General features: G+C 63.3%; 13 protein-coding genes and 4 pseudogenes. 4 read left to right on the forward strand and 13 right to left on the reverse strand.

Annotated elements, in window-relative coordinates; translation table 11 throughout:
* Window positions 1–235 precede the first annotated feature (235 nt).
* From ACSKB8_RS40315 to ACSKB8_RS40350, 8 genes and pseudogenes are all read right to left on the reverse strand, one after another.
* Window positions 236–2,938 (reverse strand): nitrate reductase, encoded by a 2,703-nt coding sequence (locus tag ACSKB8_RS40315; protein ID WP_438110107.1) that lies wholly within the window; start codon window positions 2,936–2,938, stop codon window positions 236–238.
* A gap of 27 nt (window positions 2,939–2,965) precedes the next feature.
* A complete protein-coding gene (locus ACSKB8_RS40320; protein ID WP_438110109.1) occupies window positions 2,966–4,183 on the reverse strand; it encodes an NAD(P)/FAD-dependent oxidoreductase in 1,218 nt (405 codons plus the stop codon).
* A 10-nt stretch (window positions 4,184–4,193) separates the two neighbouring features.
* A complete protein-coding gene (locus ACSKB8_RS40325; RefSeq protein ID WP_370985068.1) occupies window positions 4,194–4,622 on the reverse strand; it encodes a globin family protein in 429 nt (142 codons plus the stop codon).
* A gap of 122 nt (window positions 4,623–4,744) precedes the next feature.
* The gene (locus tag ACSKB8_RS40330; protein ID WP_370985067.1) at window positions 4,745–6,124 is read right to left on the reverse strand and encodes an MFS transporter; all 1,380 of its coding nucleotides are present in this window, start codon (window positions 6,122–6,124) and stop codon (window positions 4,745–4,747) included.
* A 337-nt stretch (window positions 6,125–6,461) separates the two neighbouring features.
* Window positions 6,462–7,256 (reverse strand): annotated as a pseudogene (locus ACSKB8_RS40335) (ABC transporter ATP-binding protein).
* Between the two features lie 12 nt (window positions 7,257–7,268).
* A complete protein-coding gene (gene ntrB / locus ACSKB8_RS40340; protein WP_438110112.1) occupies window positions 7,269–8,165 on the reverse strand; it encodes a nitrate ABC transporter permease in 897 nt (298 codons plus the stop codon).
* Between the two features lie 60 nt (window positions 8,166–8,225).
* Window positions 8,226–9,546: pseudogene (locus ACSKB8_RS40345) on the reverse strand (ABC transporter substrate-binding protein).
* Window positions 9,547–9,784: 238 nt separating this feature from the next.
* On the reverse strand, window positions 9,785–9,979 hold the full coding sequence (locus tag ACSKB8_RS40350) for a hypothetical protein (RefSeq protein WP_438110114.1): 195 nt from the start codon (window positions 9,977–9,979) through the stop codon (window positions 9,785–9,787).
* A 239-nt stretch (window positions 9,980–10,218) separates the two neighbouring features.
* On the opposite strand from ACSKB8_RS40350, the pseudogene ACSKB8_RS40355 reads away from it, so the two are divergent.
* Both ACSKB8_RS40355 and ACSKB8_RS40360 read left to right on the forward strand, forming a co-directional pair.
* Window positions 10,219–11,059, forward strand: a pseudogene (locus tag ACSKB8_RS40355) (formate/nitrite transporter family protein).
* A 60-nt stretch (window positions 11,060–11,119) separates the two neighbouring features.
* Window positions 11,120–12,855: pseudogene (locus tag ACSKB8_RS40360) on the forward strand (protein kinase domain-containing protein).
* A gap of 129 nt (window positions 12,856–12,984) precedes the next feature.
* On the opposite strand, the gene ACSKB8_RS40365 reads toward ACSKB8_RS40360, so the two are convergent.
* Complete coding sequence (locus ACSKB8_RS40365) at window positions 12,985–13,902, reverse strand: intradiol ring-cleavage dioxygenase (protein ID WP_091892781.1); 918 nt, start codon at window positions 13,900–13,902, stop codon at window positions 12,985–12,987.
* Window positions 13,903–14,079: 177 nt separating this feature from the next.
* Between ACSKB8_RS40365 and ACSKB8_RS40370 the strand changes: the two genes are divergently transcribed.
* Window positions 14,080–15,354, forward strand: a complete 1,275-nt coding sequence (locus ACSKB8_RS40370) for a serine hydrolase domain-containing protein (RefSeq protein WP_438110116.1) — start codon at window positions 14,080–14,082, stop codon at window positions 15,352–15,354.
* Between the two features lie 65 nt (window positions 15,355–15,419).
* Here ACSKB8_RS40370 and ACSKB8_RS40375 read toward each other — a convergent pair whose 3' ends face one another.
* The 4 genes from ACSKB8_RS40375 to ACSKB8_RS40390 form a co-directional block, all read right to left on the reverse strand.
* Window positions 15,420–16,739: a TRAP transporter large permease gene (locus ACSKB8_RS40375; RefSeq protein ID WP_438110118.1), complete on the reverse strand. Its 1,320-nt coding sequence runs from the start codon at window positions 16,737–16,739 to the stop codon at window positions 15,420–15,422.
* Window positions 16,736–17,251, reverse strand: a complete 516-nt coding sequence (locus ACSKB8_RS40380) for a TRAP transporter small permease (RefSeq protein WP_438110120.1) — start codon at window positions 17,249–17,251, stop codon at window positions 16,736–16,738. Before ACSKB8_RS40380 ends, ACSKB8_RS40375 begins: the two co-directional genes overlap by 4 nt.
* Window positions 17,252–17,332: 81 nt before the next feature.
* On the reverse strand, window positions 17,333–18,331 hold the full coding sequence (locus tag ACSKB8_RS40385) for a TRAP transporter substrate-binding protein (RefSeq protein WP_438110122.1): 999 nt from the start codon (window positions 18,329–18,331) through the stop codon (window positions 17,333–17,335).
* 403 nt (window positions 18,332–18,734) lie between these two features.
* The gene (locus tag ACSKB8_RS40390) at window positions 18,735–18,938 is read right to left on the reverse strand and encodes a hypothetical protein (protein WP_438110124.1); all 204 of its coding nucleotides are present in this window, start codon (window positions 18,936–18,938) and stop codon (window positions 18,735–18,737) included.
* Between the two features lie 168 nt (window positions 18,939–19,106).
* Between ACSKB8_RS40390 and ACSKB8_RS40395 the strand changes: the two genes are divergently transcribed.
* Complete coding sequence (locus tag ACSKB8_RS40395) at window positions 19,107–19,451, forward strand: DUF1236 domain-containing protein (RefSeq protein ID WP_370985059.1); 345 nt, start codon at window positions 19,107–19,109, stop codon at window positions 19,449–19,451.
* Window positions 19,452–19,530 lie beyond the last annotated feature (79 nt).

Below are 19,530 nucleotides of genomic sequence, written 5' to 3' on the forward strand. Positions count from 1 at the left end.
GATGCGGAGCAGCATAGGGCACAACGACAGGGCCGTCGATTGGAGCGCACGTCGTCGTGCCGCTGGCACAACCGGCCACTCACACTCCGCCGTCGTCCCGGCGAAGGCCGGGACCCACAGCCACAGGGAGATATTTGGCGAAGACTGGTCGTCCGGTACTGCCACCGGCTACGACGGACAGATCCCGCGGTATGGGTCCCGGCCTTCGCCAGGACGACATTTGAGAGTGCCGAAACTACCCCGCCGCGCCCGCGAGCTTGGCCTGCTTCGCCGGCGCTTCCGTCGTCGCGATCAGCCGCTTCAGTTCGGGGATGCAGGAGCCGCAATTGGTGCCGGCCTTGAGCTTGGCGCCGATCTCGGCCGCGGTGCGTGCGCCAGCGGCGATGGTGTCGCAGATGGTGCCGCGGCCGACACCGAAGCAGGCGCAGACGATTGGCCCGGTCGAGGCCGTTCCCTCCGTCGACTTGCCTGACAGCAGCACGCGGCGCTGCTCGTCGGTGACGTGATCGGCCGCAAAGGCAGTTCTGATCACTTCCCAATCGCCGGCGTCATGCCCGGGGCCGACGAACAGACAGGCCTCGATGCGATCGCCAGCGAACGAGGCAGCGCGATAGATGCCGCCGCCGAAATCGCGATATTCGGCGATGTCCTCGCCGACAACGCCGTCGAGCCAAGCCGGCCAGCGCGACAGATCCGCGTTGTCGGCGAACAGATAGCCGAAACCGCCGGCAACCGTGACGCGGGTCCACAACAGGTTCGACGGCAGATCGAGCTGCTGTCGCGACAGCGCAAAACCGCGGAAGACGAATTCGTAAGGCGCGATCGCGGCCGGCGTCGCCTTGGACTCGGGCTGGCCCGAGAACGGATCGGTAAACGACTGCACCAGCGCCCCGACGCGGCCATGCGAGGCGTTCATCGCGCTCCAGTGGATCGGCGCGAACAGCGTGCCGCGCTGCTGGCGCTCGCTGACGACGACTTTCAGGATGCACTGGCCGTAATCGGTGGTGATGCGGGCATAGCCGTCGTGAGCGAGGCCGTATTTGCTGGCGTCATCGGGATGGATCTCGACGAAAGGCTCGGGCAGATGTGCGCCGAGCCGCTGGCTAAGGCCCGTGCGCGTCATGGTGTGCCACTGGTCGCGGATGCGTCCGGTATTGAGCCTGAGGGGGCGCGAGGCGCCGGTCTCGCTGCGCAACGACGGCACTTCCGGCGCGACGAAGCGGCCCTTGCCGTCATTGGTGAAGAAACCGCCTTCCGCAAAGAAGCGCGCGCGAGGCGCCTCGCCTTGGCGCGCCGGCCACTGCACCGGCTTGAGCGCATCGAAGGCTTCGTTCGACAGCGAGGTCAGCGCGCCGATGTCGAAATCACGGCTGCCGTCGTTCTCGAAGGCCGAGAGCGCCGCGTGCTCGCGAAAAATCTCGGCGGCCGATTTGTAGTTGAAGCTGTCGCCGAAGCCGAGACGTTTTGCGGTCTCGCTTAGGATCCACCAATCGGGGCGCGCCTCGCCCGGCGCCGGCAGGAACGAGCGCTGGCGCGAGATGCGGCGTTCGGAGTTGGTCACCGTGCCCGACTTCTCGCCCCAGGCGAGCGCCGGCAGCAGCACATGCGGCCCGGCCGCGACCGTGTCGTTGGAGAGCACGTTCTCGGACACCACGAACAGCTCGAGCTTCTTCAGCGCCTCGCGCACCAAGTCGGCATCGGGCAGCGACACCGCCGGGTTGGTCCCCATCACCCAGAGCGCTTTGACCTCACCGCGGTTGATCGCCTCGAACAACTGCACCGCCTTCAATCCCTCATGGGTGGCGATGCGCGGTGCCTTCCAGAACCGCTTGACGCGATCGATGTCGGGCGGCGTGAAGCCCATGTGGGCGGCAAGCATATTGGCGAGGCCGCCGACCTCGCGACCGCCCATCGCGTTGGGCTGGCCGGTGAGCGAGAACGGCGAGGCGCCCGGCTTGCCGATGCGCCCGGTGGCGAGATGGCAGTTCAGGATCGCATTGACCTTGTCGGTGCCCTGCGCCGACTGGTTGACGCCCTGCGAATAGAGCGTGACGACGCGCGGCGTGTCGCGGAACATCTGGAAGAAGGTCGCAACGTCCCGCTCAGACAGGCCCGTGGCCAGCGCGGTCGCGCTGACGCTGCCGGCAATGTTGCGCGCGCGAGCCAGCGCGTCGTCGAAGCCGGACGTGTTGTTCGCGACGTAGTCCTTGTCCAACGCTCCGCTATCGACGAGATCAACGAAGAGCCCGGAGAACAGCGCGGTGTCGGTGCCGGGCTTGAGCCCGAGGAACAGATCGACGTCATCAGCGGTGTCGGTGCGGCGCGGATCGATCACGATCATGCGTGCGCCACGCTCCTGCCGATTCCTGAGCATACGCTGGAACAGAATGGGATGGCACCAGGCGGCGTTCGAGCCGACGAAGACCAGCAGATCCGCCTGGTCGAGATCCTCATAGCAGCCGGGCACGGTGTCGGCGCCGAAGGCGCGGCGGTGGCCGGCGACCGAGGACGACATGCAGAGTCGTGAATTGGTGTCGACATTGGCAGTGCCGACAAAGCCCTTCATCAGCTTGTTGGCGACGTAATAATCCTCGGTCAGCAGCTGACCGGAGAGATAGAATGCAACCGCGTCGGCGCCATCGCGTGCCACGATATGCTGCATGCGATGGGCGACATGATCGAGCGCATCGCTCCAGGCGACGCGCTCCAGCACGCCCTTGCAGCGGATCATCGGATAGAGCAGACGGCCTTCGAGCCCGACGGTCTCGCCGAGCGCCGAGCCTTTCGAGCACAGCCGGCCGAAATTGGCGGGATGATCAGGGTCGCCCGCGATCGCCGCGCCACCCTTGCCGTCGGGTGTCGCCAGCACGCCGCAGCCGACGCCGCAATAGGGACAGGTCGTCTTGGTGGCGCGGAGCGTGGGGTCGATCGCCGTCATATCGAGCTGCCTTATCAAGCTGTCTGGTCAAGCCGCCTTGGAGGGATACGCCAGCGCGCGGCCGAACATCATGTCGGTGCGGATCGCCGCCACCTTGTCGCCATTGCGGATCAGCTCGAGGTACCAGAGCGCATCGACGGTATCGCCGATCAGCACGGCGCCGGTGAGCCGGCCGTCGGCGATCACGAGCTTCTTGTAGGTGCCGCGCCTGCGGTCGGTGAGAACGAGGCTCTCGCTGCCCTCGCCGCCCATGAAGTCGCCGGCCGAGAACACGCTGACGCCGGAGACCTTCAGATTGGTCGAGACCACGCTGCCCTGATAGGCGGCGGGACGGCCGGCCAGATGCCGCGCCAGCACCCGCGCCTGCTCATAGGCCGGCTCGACCAGGCCATAGCAGGTGCCGCGATGCTCGGCGCATTCGCCGAGGGCGAAGATGTCGGGCGAAGCCGTCTGCATCACGTCGTTGACGACGACGCCGCGGTTCACCGCGATGCCGGCCTCTTTGGCCAGCGTCACGTTGGGCCTGATGCCGGCGGCAAAAATCACGGCGTCGGCCTCGATGCGGCTGCCGTCGGCAAGCTCGACGGCCTCGACGTGACCCTCGCCATGAATGCGGGTGGTGGAGGCATTGAGCAGGATGCGGATGCCCTTGCGCTCGACCAGCATCTTGAGCAGATCGGCGGCCGGTCCGTCGAGCTGACGCTCCATCAGTCGGTCCATCAGATGCAGCAGCGTCACCGGCGCGCCGGCCTTGGCGAGTCCATACGCCGCTTCGAGACCGAGCAGGCCGCCGCCGACCACGACGACGCGCTTCTTCGCCGCAGCCAGCGTCAGCAGCAGATCGACGTCGCGGGTGTCGCGGAAGGTGTGCACGCCGGCGAGATCGGCGCCCGGCACGTTGAGCCGCAGCGGCGTCGAGCCGGTGGCGAGCACCAGCTTGGAATATTCCATGCTCTCTTCGCCGGCGATCTTGAGCTCGCGGCGGCCGGTGTCGATCTCGGTGACGCGATAGCCGTAGCGCACGGTGACGCCGCGATGGCGCCACCAGTCGGCCGGCCGGAGCTCGATCTCGTGCGAGCCGGTCTCGCCGGCCAGTACGGATGAGAGCAGCACGCGGTTGTAAGCGAGCCGCGGCTCTTCGCCGATCACGGCGACCGCGTAGCGGCCGAGCGCGGTCTTGGCGAGCTCGTCGACCAGACGCGCGGCCGCCATACCGTTACCGACGATGACCAGCGGTTCACTCACGAGGCATCTCCTATTCAGCGGCCTGCGGCCGGGCGCCGTAGGCTTCGGACATCATGTAGCCGGACAGCACGCCATAGGCGTCGGTCCAGGCTTTTGCCAGTTCGGGCGTCCATGCTTCGCCAAGACCCTTCTCCAGGGTCCACAGCAGGGTCGCGCCGACCACGGGATAGTGCTCGGCCATCGCACCGTAAGCGACGTGACGCTTGGCGAGCGCGGAGGCCGCGGGAAGAATTGAGTCCAGGTTCGACAGGCCGCCGACGACGGCAGCGAGCATGCCCATCAGCTTCTTGCGCTGCTCGGTCATGTCCTCAGGAAACATCGCGCGCACGGACGGCGCCACCTCGAACAGACGATCGTAGAACAGCACCGCGGCCTGCTCCGATATCGGCGCGACCTTGGCGAAGCTCTGTTGGATGAGAGTGATCTGTTCGGGCGTCATGTGGTTCTCCTGTCTGTTTCAGTTTGCCTTGGTGCGCGCCGTTGCGAACAAGGTTCATGGGTCAAACGTCATCAGAGAGTTCTCTCCCCGCGTACGGGGAGAAGCGAGATTCGTACCAAGTATTAGACCCTTGCTTCGGCGAGGCTTGCCGCGCCTTCGCCCTGCGGGCTGCGACGCAGGTAGAACCACCAGGTCAAAGCGAGGCAGGAGGCGTAGAAGGCGAGATAGATCGCGAGCGCGAGCTGCGGCCCACCGGTCATGGCAATCGACTTGCCGAAGCCGGTCGGGATCAGATAGCCGCCGACAGCGCCGATCGCGCCGATGAAGCCGACCGCCGCGCCGCTCTCGATGCTCGCCGTCTTCAACGCGAGCGCGCGCGCCGCATCGCCCTTGCCTCGCACCTTGAACAGGTTCTCCTCGCGGAAGATCGAGGGGATCATGCGATAGGTCGAGCCGTTGCCGATGCCCGTCGTCACGAACAGGATCAGGAACATCGACAGGAAGCCGATGAAATCCTTCTGTCCGACGAAGTAGAGCACGCCAACCGTGGCGCCCGCCATCGCGATGAAATTCCAGAAGGTGATGATCGAGCCGCCGAGCCTGTCGGCCAGCCAGCCGCCGAGCGGACGCGAGAGCGAGCCGACCAGCGGTCCCAGGAACGCGATCGAGATCGTCACGGCCGGGAATTGCGTCTTGATCAGCAGCGGAAACGCGGCGGAGTAGCCGATGAAAGATCCGAACGTGCCGATATAGAGGTACGCCATGATCCAGGTGTGCTTGCGCTTGACGATCGCGAGCTGGTTCTTCACCGACGATTTCGCCGAGGTGAGGTTATTCATGAAGAACACCGCGCCGAACACCGCGATCGCGATCGGCAGCACCCACATCAAGCCGGCATTCTGCAGGAAGATGCCGTCGACGGCCGTGGCCTGGAACAGGTTGAAGACTGCGAGCGTCATCAGGATCGGGGTCAAGAGCTGCACGCTGGAGACGCCGATATTGCCGCCGGCGGCGTTCAACCCCAGCGCCCATCCCTTCATCCGATCGGGGAAGAAGAAGGAGATGTTGGTCATGCTGGAGGCGAAATTGCCGCCGCCGAGACCCGCGGTCGAGGCGACCAGCAGCATCAGCCAGAACGGCGTGTCGGGATGGCTCACGAAATAGGCAAGCGACAGCGTCGGAATGAACAGGATCGCCGCACTGAAGATCGTCCAGTTGCGGCCGCCAAACGTCGTCACTGCGAAGGTGTAGGGAAAACGGATCAAAGCGCCGATCAGGCCCGGCACGGCAATCAGCTGGAACAACTGATCGGTGGTGTAGTGGAAGCCTGCCTGCGGCAGCTTGGTGGTGACGATGCTCCAGATCAGCCAGACCGAGAAGCCGATATGCTCGGCCACGATCGACCAGATCAGGTTGCGTCGCGCGATAGTCTTGCCAGTCGCATTCCAGAACGCCTCATCTTCGGGGCGCCAGTCTGAAATCCAAGTAGGATTTTTCGTCATTGAGTATCCCTTCCAGGCTCACCGCTGCGTCGTTGCAGGCTCAGCCTCCGACCACGGAGGCACGCTCCAAGGCTTCACCCCGGTGGCGAGTCACGATGCTGATTGATGATGTTGAGGGACGTCGTCGTTGGCGTCGCGCAAAGACACTTCAATTTCCGTGCCAGTTGCGCGCATGCTGGAAATATAGGGATTTCAGCACGTTATTCGTATTACCCGAATTTCCTGCAGGCTTTTTCGCACGCTAAATTTGCGATTCGCTCAATCCTTGTGCGGCGCACAAGGATTGAGCGGGATGTCGATTATTTAGGCGCGGACGTTTCGCGCATTAACCTTTGGTTTATGCGGCTTCTACGAAGCGATGACGCTCGTAGAGAAATTCGAGCACGCGCTGCCGGCACTTCAAGTATGTGGCGCTGGTCGCAAGCTCGAGCCGCTTGCGCGGGCGCGCCAGCGGCACCTCCAGCACCTCGCCGATGCGCGCGGAGGGCCCGTTGGTCATCATCACGATGCGGTCGGACAAGAGCACGGCCTCGTCGACGTCGTGAGTGATCATCAAAATGGTGTTGCCGAGCTTCTGATGCAGCGCCATCACGGAATCCTGGAGATGCGCTCGGGCTCAGCGCGTTGAGCGCGCCAAACGGCTCATCCAGCAGCAGCACCTTCGGCTCCATCGCCAGCGCTCGCGCGATGCCGACGCGCTGCTTCATGCCGCCGGAGATTTCGGAAGGACGCTTGTCCCTGGCGTGAGCCATCTGCACCAGGTTGAGATTGTGCATCACCCAGGCGTCGCGTTCGGCACGGGACTTGGTCCTGGAGAAGACCTTGTCGACGCCGAGCCTGACGTTCTCGTACACGGTCAGCCACGGCAGCAGGCTGTGGTTCTGGAACACCACGGCGCGATCGGTTCCGGCGAGTTGACCTCGCGGTTCTCCAGCAGCACGCCGCCGATGGTGGCATTGGTCAGGCCCGCGATGATGTTGAGCAGGGTCGACTTGCCGCAGCCGGAATGGCCGATGATCGAGACGTATTCGCCTTTCTCGATCGTAAGATTGATGTCCTTCAGCACCTCCGTGGTGGCGGCGCCGCGGGTGAAGATCTTGTCGATGTGGTCGAGCTTCAGATAGGCGGTCATGTGCCCCTCCTCTCAATTCTGCGCGGTGCCGCGGGTGACGAACTTGCCGAGGCCCGCGATCAGGCGGTCCAGCACGAAGCCGACGATGCCAACATAGAACAGCGCCAGGATGATCTCGCTGATATGCGAGGAGTTCCAGGCGTCCCAGATGAAGAAGCCGATACCGACGCCGCCGATCAGCATTTCGGCGGCGACGATCGCGAGCCACGACAGGCCGATGCCGATGCGCAAGCCCGTGAAGATGTAGGGCGCTGCCGCCGGGATCATGATCTTGGAGAAGAATTCGAGCGGATTGAGCTGCACCACCGCGGCGACGTTGCGATAGTCCTGCGGGATGTTGCGGATGCCGACCGCGGTGTTGATGATGATCGGCCAGATCGAGGTGATGAAGATAACGAAGATCGCCGAGGGCTGGCCGTCGCGAAACGCGGCGAGCGAGAGCGGCAACCAGGCCAGCGGCGGGATGGTGCGCAGCACCTGGAACAGCGGATCGAGCCCGCGCATCGCCCAGACCGACTGTCCGACCAGAACGCCGAGCGCGATGCCGGCGACCGCGGACAGCGAATAGCCGAACGCAACGCGCTGGAGACTGGCGGACAGATGCCAGAACAGACCTTTGTCGATGCCGCCATGGTCGAAGAACGGATCGAGGATCAGCTCCTTTGTGTCATTGAACACTTTTGACGGTGGCGGCAGCGCCGAGCCGGCACGGCGGCAGACCAGCTCCCACACCAGCGTCAGCAGCGCGATCACGACCAGCGGCGGGATCACGCGCACGGCCGTCTCCCGTGCCATGCGTGCGTAAGCTTCGGTGCGCGGGGGACGCTTTGGCGTCATCGCGACGACGGGCGCGGCGGTGATCGCAGGCGTCGCGGTCTCAATATCAATCTTGGCGGCAGACATATTCATTGCAATCTCTCTCGGGCTTCAAAAGACGATGCGGCCGCCCGAAGGCGGCCGCTGGCTCCATCAGACTTCGACACGCTTGATCGCGAGCGACTTCAGATAGGCAGCCGGATTTTCCGGATCGAACACCTTGCCGTCGAAGAAGGTCTCCTTGCCGCGCGAGGTGGAGACCGGGATCTCGGAGGCCGCGACACCGAGCGTCTTGGCAGCGTCGCGCCACAGATCCTCGCGGTTGACCTTGGCGACCAGCGCCTTGGTGTCGAAATTCGCCTCGTATTTGCCCCAGCGGATGTCCTCGGTGAGGAACCAGAGATCGTGGCTCTGGAAGGGGTAAGAGGCGAAGTCGCGCCAGTACTTCATGATGTGTGGGGAATTCTCGACCACCTTGCCGGGGATGCCGTAGTCGAACTTGCCGGCGGTGCGGTCGAGCACGTCCTCGACCGGGCAATTCATCCACTGCCGCTTGCCCATGATGGCGGCGAGCTCGGCCTTGTTCTCGGCCTTGTCGGACCACTGCTGGGCTTCCATCACGGCCATCAGCAGCGCCTTTGCCGCCTTCGGATATTTGTCGACGAAGGCCGCGCGCATGCCGAAGGATTTCTCCGGATGCTTGTTCCAGAGTTCGCCGGTGGTGACGGCGGTATAGCCAATCTTCTGGTGGATGAGCTGCAGGTTCCAGGGCTCGCCGACGCAGAAGCAGTCCATGGTACCGACCTTCATGTTGGCCACCATCTGCGGCGGCGGCACCACGATGGTCTCGATGTCCTTGTCGGGATCGATGCCGCCGGCGGCGAGCCAATAGCGGATCCAGAGGTCGTGGGTGCCGCCGGGGAAGGTCATCGCGGCCTTCACGGCCTTGCCGGAGGCCTTCTTCTTCTCCAGCGCCGCCTTGAAGGGCGATGGCATCGACGCCGAGCTTGAGGTCGGCGTATTCGTTCGCGACGGAGATGCACTGGCTGTCGAGATTGAGCCGGGCCAGGATGTACATCGGCGTCGGCTGGTTGTTTTGCGTCACCTTGCCGGCCGAGATCAGATACGGCATCGGGGTGAGGATATGCGCGCCGTCGATGCCGTTGCCTTCGGAGCCGAGCACGAGATTGTCGCGCGTCGTGCCCCAGGAGGCCTGCTTCTGTACATCGGTGTCGGGCATGCCATATTTGGCGAACAGGCCCTTGTCCTTGGCGACGAAGAGCGGCCCGGCGTCGCTGAGCGCGATGAAGCCGAGCTTGGCGCCCTTGACCTCGGGGCCCGCCTCCTGCGCGAAGGCGCCGGCGGGGAAATTCAGCTTTGCGGCGGCGAGGAGTGCGGCGGTAGAGCCTGCGGCCTTCAACAATTGGCGGCGGCTGAGCCCGTTATCCGAGGGCCGGCGGGTGCGCTTCGTCATAGGCAGTGTCGTCCTTTGCGTCGTTGCAGAATTGATTGGCGTCAGTGCACACGAGCAGCCCGTCCGTCCGGTGGCGCCGTCTTTGGCGCGTGCGAACGCACGACGGGGAGACCCCCGTCTGGTGGCGTCAGCAAATCGGATGAGAAGTCTCGCGGGACGGCTTCAATGGCGTCGGCCTGGAACTATTCAAGCTTCATGCCAAGCCCGACGACTTAGAAAGGATTGAATAATCAATATGTTATGGAGGTCGCGACAGGCCGCCGCAGGACCGCTCCGCATGTGAAACTTGCGGGCTGCTCGAATCCTTGAGCGCCGCACAAAGTTTGTGCAACAGCTCAAGCACAATGCCGGCGGCGCGGTTGGAGAGAATCAGGAAGCAGACTATCGTATTGATGTTGCTTTCATTTTCCTGACGCACCCAGACGGCACGCAACTTGCTTATCCCTAAGCGTCAACGAAGACTGCGGCTTGCCGCATTGTTGCAGCCTCTGGCGGCTGCATTCCGGAAGCTCAACTGCTTCGCGGCCCTCTGGGCCGTCGTGACGCGATTCCCAAGGCTTCCAATCTCCATAGCCCTCGTGCGCGGCAGGCCAGCCCGCACGGCCCAAGACGTTCAGCCGCGCTCTCCAAAAGGGTGTGTCGATCTCACTTACGAAGCAAAAGGAACCATTGATGTCGTATCTCGCGCCTTCGGAATTCGTCACCAAGATGGTGGATGCAGGCGAAGTCCAAGATCTTCATGTCCACCCGGGATACCATCATCCGCGCCTACATGGCCGGCGCGATCCTCACGCTCGCCGCATGGTTCGCCGTCACGATCAACGTGAACACGGGCCAGCCGCTGCTCGGTGCGCTGCTGTTTCCGGTCGGATTCGTCATGCTCTATCTGCTGGGCTTCGACCTCCTGACCGGCGTATTCGTGCTCTCGCCGCTTGCGCTGATCGACAAGCGCCCGGGCGTCACTCTTGGCGGTGTGCTCCGCAACTGGGGCCTGGTCTTCGTCGGCAATTTCGCCGGCGCCTTCACCGTGGCCTTCATGATGGCCTTCGTGACAACGTTCGGCTTCACGCAGGCCCCCGACAAGGTCGGCGCCGCCATCGGCATCATCGGCGAAAGCCGGACGCTCGGCTACGCCGCGCATGGTGCGGCCGGCATGGCGACGCTGTTCATGCGCGGCATGCTCTGCAACTGGATGGTCTCGACCGGCGTCGTCGGTGCCATGATCTCGACCTCGGTCCCCGGCAAGGTCATCGCGATGTGGATGCCGATCCTGGTGTTCTTCTACATGGTGTTCGAACATTCCGTCGTGAACATGTTCCTGTTCCCGTCCGGGCTGCTGCTCGGCGCAAAATTCTCGATCCTGGACTATCTGATCTGGAACGAGATCCCGACCGTGCTCGGCAATCTCGTCGGCGGCCTCGCCTTCACCGGCATGACCCTCTATGCCACGCACGTCATGACCCTGCCGAAGCGCCAGGCCGACAAGGCCATAAAGCCCCGCGTCGCGGCCTGATCAAAGCGACTTCGACAGGAGAGCCTCACCCGCGCAGGGTGAGGCTCCCCTCTTCCGGTGATGACGATGACCCCCGGTCTCCTGATTTCGGTCGGCCAGCATTCCGACAAGGGTCGCAAGCCCATCAACCAGGATTTCACGGCGTCCTGATTCCGGAGGAGCCGCTCCTCAGCCTGAAGGGCATCGCCGCCGTCCTCGCCGACGGCATCTCGAGCAGCACGGTGAGCCAGATCGCCAGCGAGTTGGCGGTCAAGAGCTTCCTGATGGACTATTACTGCACGTCGGAATCCTGGACGGTGAAGACGTCCGCCCGCCGCGTGCTGGACGCCACCAATTCCTGGCTGCATGCGCAGACGCGCAAGAGCCAATACGCCTATGACCGCGACAAGGGCTATGTCTGCACGCTGAGCGCCATGGTCATCAAGGCGACCACCGCGCACATCTTCCATGTCGGCGATTGTCGCATCTACCGCGTGGCCGGCAAGGCGCTCGAGCAGCTGACCGACGATCACCGCATCATCGTGTCGTCGGAGCAGACCTATCTCGGCCGCGCGCTCGGCATCAACCCGCAACTCGAGATTGACTATCAGGCCTTCGAGATCGAAGCGGGCGACACCTTTCTGCTGGCGACCGACGGCGCCTACGAATTCGTCGACGCGCGCTTCGTCACGAGCGCGCTGAACGAGCATGCAGGCGAGCTCGACGGGGCGGCGAAGGCCATCGTCGAGGAAGCCTACCGGCGCGGCAGCGACGACAACATCACGGTTCAGATCCTGCGCATCGACGCAGTGCCCCAGCGTGAGCCGTCCGGCATCTTCAATCAGACCTCACAGCTGCCGCTGCCTCCGCTGCCGGAGCCACGCGCGCTCTTCGACGGCTACAGGATCGTCCGCGAGATTCACGGCAGCAGCCGCAGTCATATCTATCTTGCCGTCGACACCGAGACCGAGGAGCCGGTCGCGCTCAAGCTGCCGTCAGTCGACCTGCGCGACAATGCTGCCTATCTCAAGCGCTTCCTGATGGAGGAATGGATCGCGCGCCGGATCGACAGCCCGCACGTGCTGAAGCCGCTGTCACAGTCGAGACGGCGCAGCTATCTCTACGTCGCGACCGAATTCGTCGAAGGCCAGACCTTGAAGCAGTGGATGACCGACAATCCGCGCCCCGATCTCGAAACCGTCCGTGGCCTCATCGAGCAGATCGCCGCCGGCCTGCGCGCCTTCCACCGCATGGAGATGCTGCATCAGGACCTCAGGCCGGACAACGTCCTGATCGACAAGACCGGCACCGCGAAGATCATCGACTTTGGGTCAGTCAGGGTCGCCGGCGTCGCGGAAGCCGCGCCGCCGGACGAAGCCGACGAAATCCTGGGAACGGTCCAGTACACGGCACCGGAGTATTTTCTTGGGCAGGGCGGCTCGCCGCGCTCCGACATGTTTTCGCTGGCCGTGATCTGCTACCAGATGCTGACGGGAAAGCTTCCCTATGGCGCTCAGGTCGCCAAGATCCGGCGCAAGGCGGACGTGCGGAGACTTCAGTATCGCCCAGCCGACGACGATCGCAACGTGCCGGCCTGGGTCGACGGCGCGCTCAGGCGCGCGCTGCATCCCGACCCGTACAAGCGGCACGAGGATCTGTCCGAATTCGTCTTCGAGCTTCGCACGCCCAATCCGGCCTATCTCAACACGCGGATCACGCCCCTGTTGGAGCGCAGCCCGCTGATGTTCTGGAAATTGACCTCGGCGGCGCTCGCCTGCGCGGTCGTCGTGCTGCTGGCACTGCTACACGCGCGTTAGAGCATGATCCGGACCCGAAGGGCCGCGTTAGCGCAAAGTGTGCAGCGGTTTTCCGAAAAGATCATGCTCAAACAATAACTAACCTAAAGCGCGATGACGATTCATCCTAATCTCATCGCGCGCTAGTCGTCAGGCCGGCTGGGCCGCCTTCGTCCCCAGCGGCTTCGGCGCCATGCCGCCGCCGGGCTTGAGGTGGAATTCGTAGCTCATCAGGTGCCACTTCCCATTCGCCTTACTGCCGTCGGGCATTGCCGGATCGTTGCGCGGCTCGACCTTGGCGATGAGGTCGTCTTTCACGCCGAACACGACGTCGGTATCCAGATATTTGTCGCCGTCCATGAAAACATGGGTGATCAGCGGCTCATAACCCTTCGCATTGACCAGGAAATGCACATGCGCCGGCCGCATCGGATGACGCTTGGTCTGCGTAATCATCTCGCCGACCGGGCCGTCGGTCGGAATCGGGTAGCTGCACGGCAGGATGGTGCGGAAGAAGAAGCGGCCGTCGTCGTCGGTGATGAAGCGCGCCCGCGCCGAGGCGCCGACCTCGTCATAGTTGGCCTTTTGTGAATCGTAGAAGCCGTCATCATCGGCATGCCAGACGTCGACGGGGACGTTCGCGAGCGGCTTGCCCTTCAGATCCGTGACTCGGCTCTGCACGAACATCCGCTCGCCGGTCTGGTTGTTGGGGGAGATATCGGTGCCGTGCGCGGTGACCTTGTGCTCGCCGACATAGAACGGACCGAGCACGGTGGTCTCCGTCGCGCCCTCGCGGTCACGGTGGTTGACGGCATCGACCAGCATGGAAACGCCGAGCACGTCGGACAGGAGAATGAACTCCTGGCGGGTGTCGGTGCACTTCTGGCCGGTGCGGGTCAGGAAGTCGATGGCATATTCCCATTCCGCGAAGGTGAGATCGGTCTTGCTCACGTAATCGTGCAGGGACTTCACCAATTCCTGGAGCAGGAATTTCGCACGCGGGTTCGGTGTGCTGTCGAAGCTCCTGACGACGGCTTCGGTGAGTTCGGTCTCGTTGAACTGGGTCATGGTGAGTTTTGCCCTGGGTTTTTCTCGTTGGCCCCCTGAGAGGCCCTTGGGGCTCCCTGGAGGCGTTCCAGGCTGCAGCCTACACCAGCAGGCCTGCTCCCGTTAAGCGCGCCGCCCTTGGAATGAGGCCGGCATTTCGGCTATCAACTGACGGACAAAACTGCCCCGGAGGAACTGATGCTCGCGCCCACCCCTGCCTCGCCCGAATCCGTCGGCATGTCCAAGACTGCACTCGACCGCGTGGATGCGCATCTGAAGAGCCGGTACATCGATGCCGGCCGGTTCCCGGGCGCGCATCTTCTCGTCTTCCGCCGTGGCAAGGTCGCACACAGCTCGGTTCAGGGCCTTGCCGACGTCGAGCGCAAGCTGCCGGTCAAGGACGACACCATCTACCGCATCTATTCCATGACCAAGCCGCTCACCAGCGTCGCCTTCATGATGCTGGTCGAGGCCGGCCTCGTCGCCATCGACGAACCCGTCGCCAAATACATTCCGGAATGGAAGGATCTCGGCGTGTTCGTCGCCGGCACCTATCCGGCCTTCCTGACCCGGCCGCCGTCCCGGCCGATGCTGATCGTCGACCTCCTGCGTCATACCTCCGGCCTCACCTATGGCTTCCAGCAGCGCTCCAATGTCGATGCCGCCTATCGCGCCGAGAAGATCGGCGAGGTCGAGAAGTCTGGCACGCTCCAGACCATGATCGAGGGCCTGGCAAAGATCCCGCTGGAGTTCTCGCCGGGCGAGGCCTGGAACTACTCGGTCGCGACCGACGTGCTCGGCTATCTCGTTGGCAAGATCTCAGGCATGCCGTTCGAACAGTTTCTGAAGGCACGCATCCTCGATCCGCTCGGCATGAGCGACACCGATTTCCATGTGCCGGCCTCGAAGGCCCATCGTTTCGCCGCCTGCTACTCGGCAGACCCCGGCGGCGGCATGACCTTCCATGCCGGCCAGCGGCGCGAGGGCCTGACGCTCCAGGACGATCCGGCAACCAGCTCGTTCTTGTCGCCGCCCTCCTTCATCTCCGGCGGCGGCGGGCTGTGCTCGACGGTCGCCGATTATCTCACCTTCTGCCGCGCGTTGCTCAATGGTGGCGAGCTCGGCGGCGTCAGGCTGATCGGGCCCAAGACGCTGGCGCTGATGGCCACCAATCACATTCCGGGCGGACGATTCCTGCCCGAGGTGTCACGCTCGCTGTTCTCGGAAGCCGCCTATAACGGCATCGGCTTCGGTCTCGGTTTCGCCGTGACCATGCGCCCGGCGGAAACACTGATCGCCGGCAGCCCCGGCGAATATAATTGGGGCGGCGCGGCCACGACCTCGTTCTGGATCGATCCGGCCGAAGAACTGATCACCATCTTCATGACGCAGGTGTTGCCGTCGAGCGCCTACCCGATCCGGCGCGAGCTGCGGAGCATGGTCTACGCCGCGATCACCGAGAGCAATCTGTAGCCATTGAATCGATCCCGCGGCCGTCGGCCGCGGGACTGCACTCTCAGAAGCTCATTTGCAGACGCTCATCTGAGCATCTCCGGCACGATCAGGCGCGGCAGGAACAGCGACACGCTCGGCCAAATGATGACTGCCGCCAGTACGAGCAGCATCGGAACCAGCATGATCACCGTATCCTTCAGAGCATAGCGCAGCCGTACACCGGCGATCGAACAGGCGATCATCAGGCATAAGCCATAGGGTGGCGTCACCAGTCCGAAGGCCAGCGATACGATGGAAATGATCGCGAACTGGACCGGATGGAGATCGACGGACTTTGCCAGCGGCTCCAGCACCGTGCCGACGATGATGATGGCCGGAATGGCGTCGAGGAAGCAGCCCACCACCAGAAAGCAGAAGGAAATGAAGAAGCCGGCGGTGACGGTGCCCATGCCCCATGTCGAGACATTGGCCAGCAGCTCTTGCGGAATCCTATAGTAGGCGAGCAGCCAGCCAAACGCACTTGCGGTGCCGACACAAAACAGCGCCACGCCGGCAAGGCGCCCGGTGTCGAGCAAGGCCTTGTACAATTCGCGTGGACCTGTCTCGCGGTAGAAGAACGCCGAGAGCGCGATAGAATAGAGCACCGCGACGCAGGCAGACTCGGTCGCGGTGAACCACCCGAGCAGAATGCCGCCAACGATGATGAGCGGCGTCATCAGCGCCGGTAACGACTGCCAAATGGCGCATCGCATCTCGACCCAGGTCGCCTTCGGATAGGTCGGGTAGCCGCGGCGCACCGCATAGACGTGCACCGTCGCCATCTGCGCGCCGGCAATCAGCAGGCCCGGCACGATGCCGGCCAGATACATCGCCGCAATCGAGGTCGAGATCAGCCCGCCCCACACGATCATAAGGATCGACGGCGGGATGATGACCGCTAGCACTGCCGACACCGCCGTGATGGCGATCGAAAATGAGAGATCGTAGCCCTCCTTGGTCTGTGCATCGATGAAGATCTTGGACTGGCTCGCCGCATCGGCCGTGGAGGAGCCTGAGATGCCGGCAAAGAACACCGACAGCACGACGTTGATCTGCGCCAGCGATCCCGGCCAGTGCCCGACCATCGAGCGCGACAGCGCCACCAGGCGGTCGGTGATGCCGCCGATGCTCATCAGGTTCGCCGTCAACAGGAAGAACGGCACCGCCAGCAGGATGAATGAATTGTATGCATTGAAGGTCTCCTGCGCGAGCGTCATCAGCGACAGACGCGGCTCGATCAGCAGGATCGGCACGCAGGCAAGGCCGAGCGCGAAAGCGACCGGCACGCGCACGATGAGCAGGCCGATGAAAACCCCGAACAGCACCATCGCGGACTGTCCGGCAGAGAGCACATTGCCGCTCATCGCCCTGCCCCAACCAGAACGCGCATCTCATCAACGATCTGTTCACCGGCAAAGACGATCCACGTCGCGCCGGTCACAGGCCAGGCAACGTGAATCAGCCAAAGCGGCAGATCTGCCAGTTCCGAAGTTCTGTTCCAGCCAAAGCGGGTGAACTCCATGCCGGCCGATACGAACACCAGCGCCAGAGCCAGTACGCCGAGACGCGCAAGGATCCGCACCGCGGCCTCCGATCGCCGCGACAGATTGGGCCACACGTCGACCTCGAAATGCTGCGCTTCCCGCACACCGACCATGGCACCGATCATGATCGTCCAGATGAACAGGAACCGCGCCATTTCCTCCGTCCAGATGTAGGAGGGAATGAAGGGCGTGTAGCGCGAGATGATTTGCAGCGTGACCGGAACAATCAGGACGCCGACACAGGCGGCCAACAGGAACTCCAGCAACTTCGCATAGGCCGCGGTGACGCGACGCCACAGCGACCGTGTGGACAAGTCGGGCGTTTCAGACATTGGGGCTCCGTGCGGCAGCTCATCCGCCTTCCGGGCAAGAAGCGGGGCCTGCCCGGACTATTGTCGGCGGACGCAGCGACCTCAGACGACGTTGATCTTCTCGAAAATGCCTTCCGCGCCAATTTCCTTGGCGTAGGTGGCCATCACGGGATCGGCGAGCTTCTTCATCGCGTCCCGCTCCTCGAAGGGAACGCGCTTGAGCTTGCCGGCTTTCTCGAGCGTGTCGAGCTTCACGACCTCTTCGCTCGATTCGAGCTGACGGCCGTAGTCGCCTGCCTCCTTGCCGGCCTTCATGATCGCGTCCTGCAAATCCTTCGGCAAGGTCTTCAGCGTCTTCACCGAGAAGCAGATCGGCCGGATCGACACGGCGTGCTGGGTCAGGCTGAGATGCGGGGCCACTTCGTAGAACTTCATCGCCTCGACGCCGGCCGCCTCGTTTTCGCCGGCCGAGATCACCCCGTTCTGGATCGCGTTGTAGATTTCGTTATAGGCGATCACCGTCGGGCTCATGCCGACTGCCGCAAAGGTCTTCGACCAGATCGGCGCTCCCTGCACGCGAACCTTGAGACCCCTGAGATCGGCGAGATTCTCGAGCGGCTTGTTCGCGAAGATGTTGCGGATGCCACCGCCGGCATAACCGATCAGAACGACCTCGGCCTTCGCCGCGACCTCGTCGGCGATCGGCGCCAGGATATTGGCCTCGACGACCTTGTTCATGTGCTCGATGCCCTTGAACACGAAGGGCGCATCGATGAACGGGGCCGCCTTGGCGAAGGTTGACATATGGGCCGGCGAGACGATGCCGTAATCGACCGCCTTGCCCTGCGACATGTACTCGAAATACTGCTTTTCGAGGCCGAGCGAGGAGTTCTTGTGCAGCGTGAAATTGACGGGCTTGCCGTAGTACTTCTTCACCAGCTCCTCGAACCGGATCAGCGCGCGGTTGAAGGCATGGTCGTCGTTGAACTGGACCGCGCCGTTCAGCGTGATCGGCGCTTGCGCCCTGAGGATCGACGGCATGCCAATCGCAGCTGCCGCAGTGGTCGCACCGATACCGGCGAGAAATGATCTTCGCTTCATCGTCTCCCCTCCCATTGATGCCCCGCCCCTGTCGCCGGGGCGTGAGCGCAGCCGGTTAACGGCCAGCGTTCGGGGAGCGTATGAAAAACGACGGCGGGACGGAAGTCATTTCGCGTAACCTGGAGGCACTCTTCGTCGCAGAGCGACACCTCCACGACCTGTTGCACTGCAACTCGCACTCCTGCTGGCGTGCGGGGCCGCATGGGCGACCTCCCGCTCTCGTAGAAACGGCAGACTTGCGGACCTTTGCGCTGCACGCAGAGGCCCGCTCGCCTCCCTCGACAGGCCTAGTGCATGTGACCAATCAGATAGATGCCGCCGCCGATCACAATGATCGCTGGCACGGCCCAGAGAATAAATACGGGGATCACGGGCATCACATTCTTCCTAATTGGATGTCTTCCTAATTGGATGTGCAGACCTTGACGGTCTTCATGCCGCTCTCAGCCTCGGTGAGCGTCTTGTAGATCGTGCCCGACGGGCTGACCACGGTCATGGAGGCGTCTGTCGGCTTCTTGTCGACGATGGTGCACTTCTTGGTCTTGACGTCCTGGACCACGTAGAACTCGTCGGCCGCGAACGCCGGCAAGGACAATGCAGCAACCATCAGCGCTGCACTCGCTATTCTCAGCGTCCCTTTCTTCTCCTCAATTTCCCGAGCTTCCGGGCCCGGTCGATTCAGAAACGGGAAAAAATAGCAATTTGTTCCTACGCGGGAGGAACGCGGCGCATGGTGAGATGTTGTTGCGGCGCATATTCCTGTGAGGAGGACAAGATGAAAAAGCTGTTCCTGCTGTCCGCCGCAGCCGTCCTGATTTCGACCGGCGCGTTCGCGCAGTCCACCGTGGTGACCACCACTGGAACCGGTCATGCGGCGGCAGTTCAGATCGAGCCGGAGTACCGCACCAAGATCAAATCCTACATCACCGAGCACCGCGTTCGTCCGGTGGTGACGAAGGAAAAGATCATCGTCGGTGCGACGGTGCCGACCGACGTCGAGCTTGAGGCCGTTCCGGCGGATTGGGGCCCGTCACTGACGAAGTATCGCTACGTTTATTCCAGCGATCGCGTGATGCTGGTGGATCCGGGCTCGCGCGTGGTCATTCAGGAAATCGATTGATCGCGACGCGACCTCCGGGCGGCTGCTCCCCAACGGCGGCCGCCGACCTGGAGTTGAGCGTATGAAATCGCATCGAGAG

The organism is Bradyrhizobium sp. BR 1432 (genome assembly GCF_051547705.1).
In the GTDB taxonomy this organism is placed as follows: domain Bacteria; phylum Pseudomonadota; class Alphaproteobacteria; order Rhizobiales; family Xanthobacteraceae; genus Bradyrhizobium; species Bradyrhizobium zhanjiangense.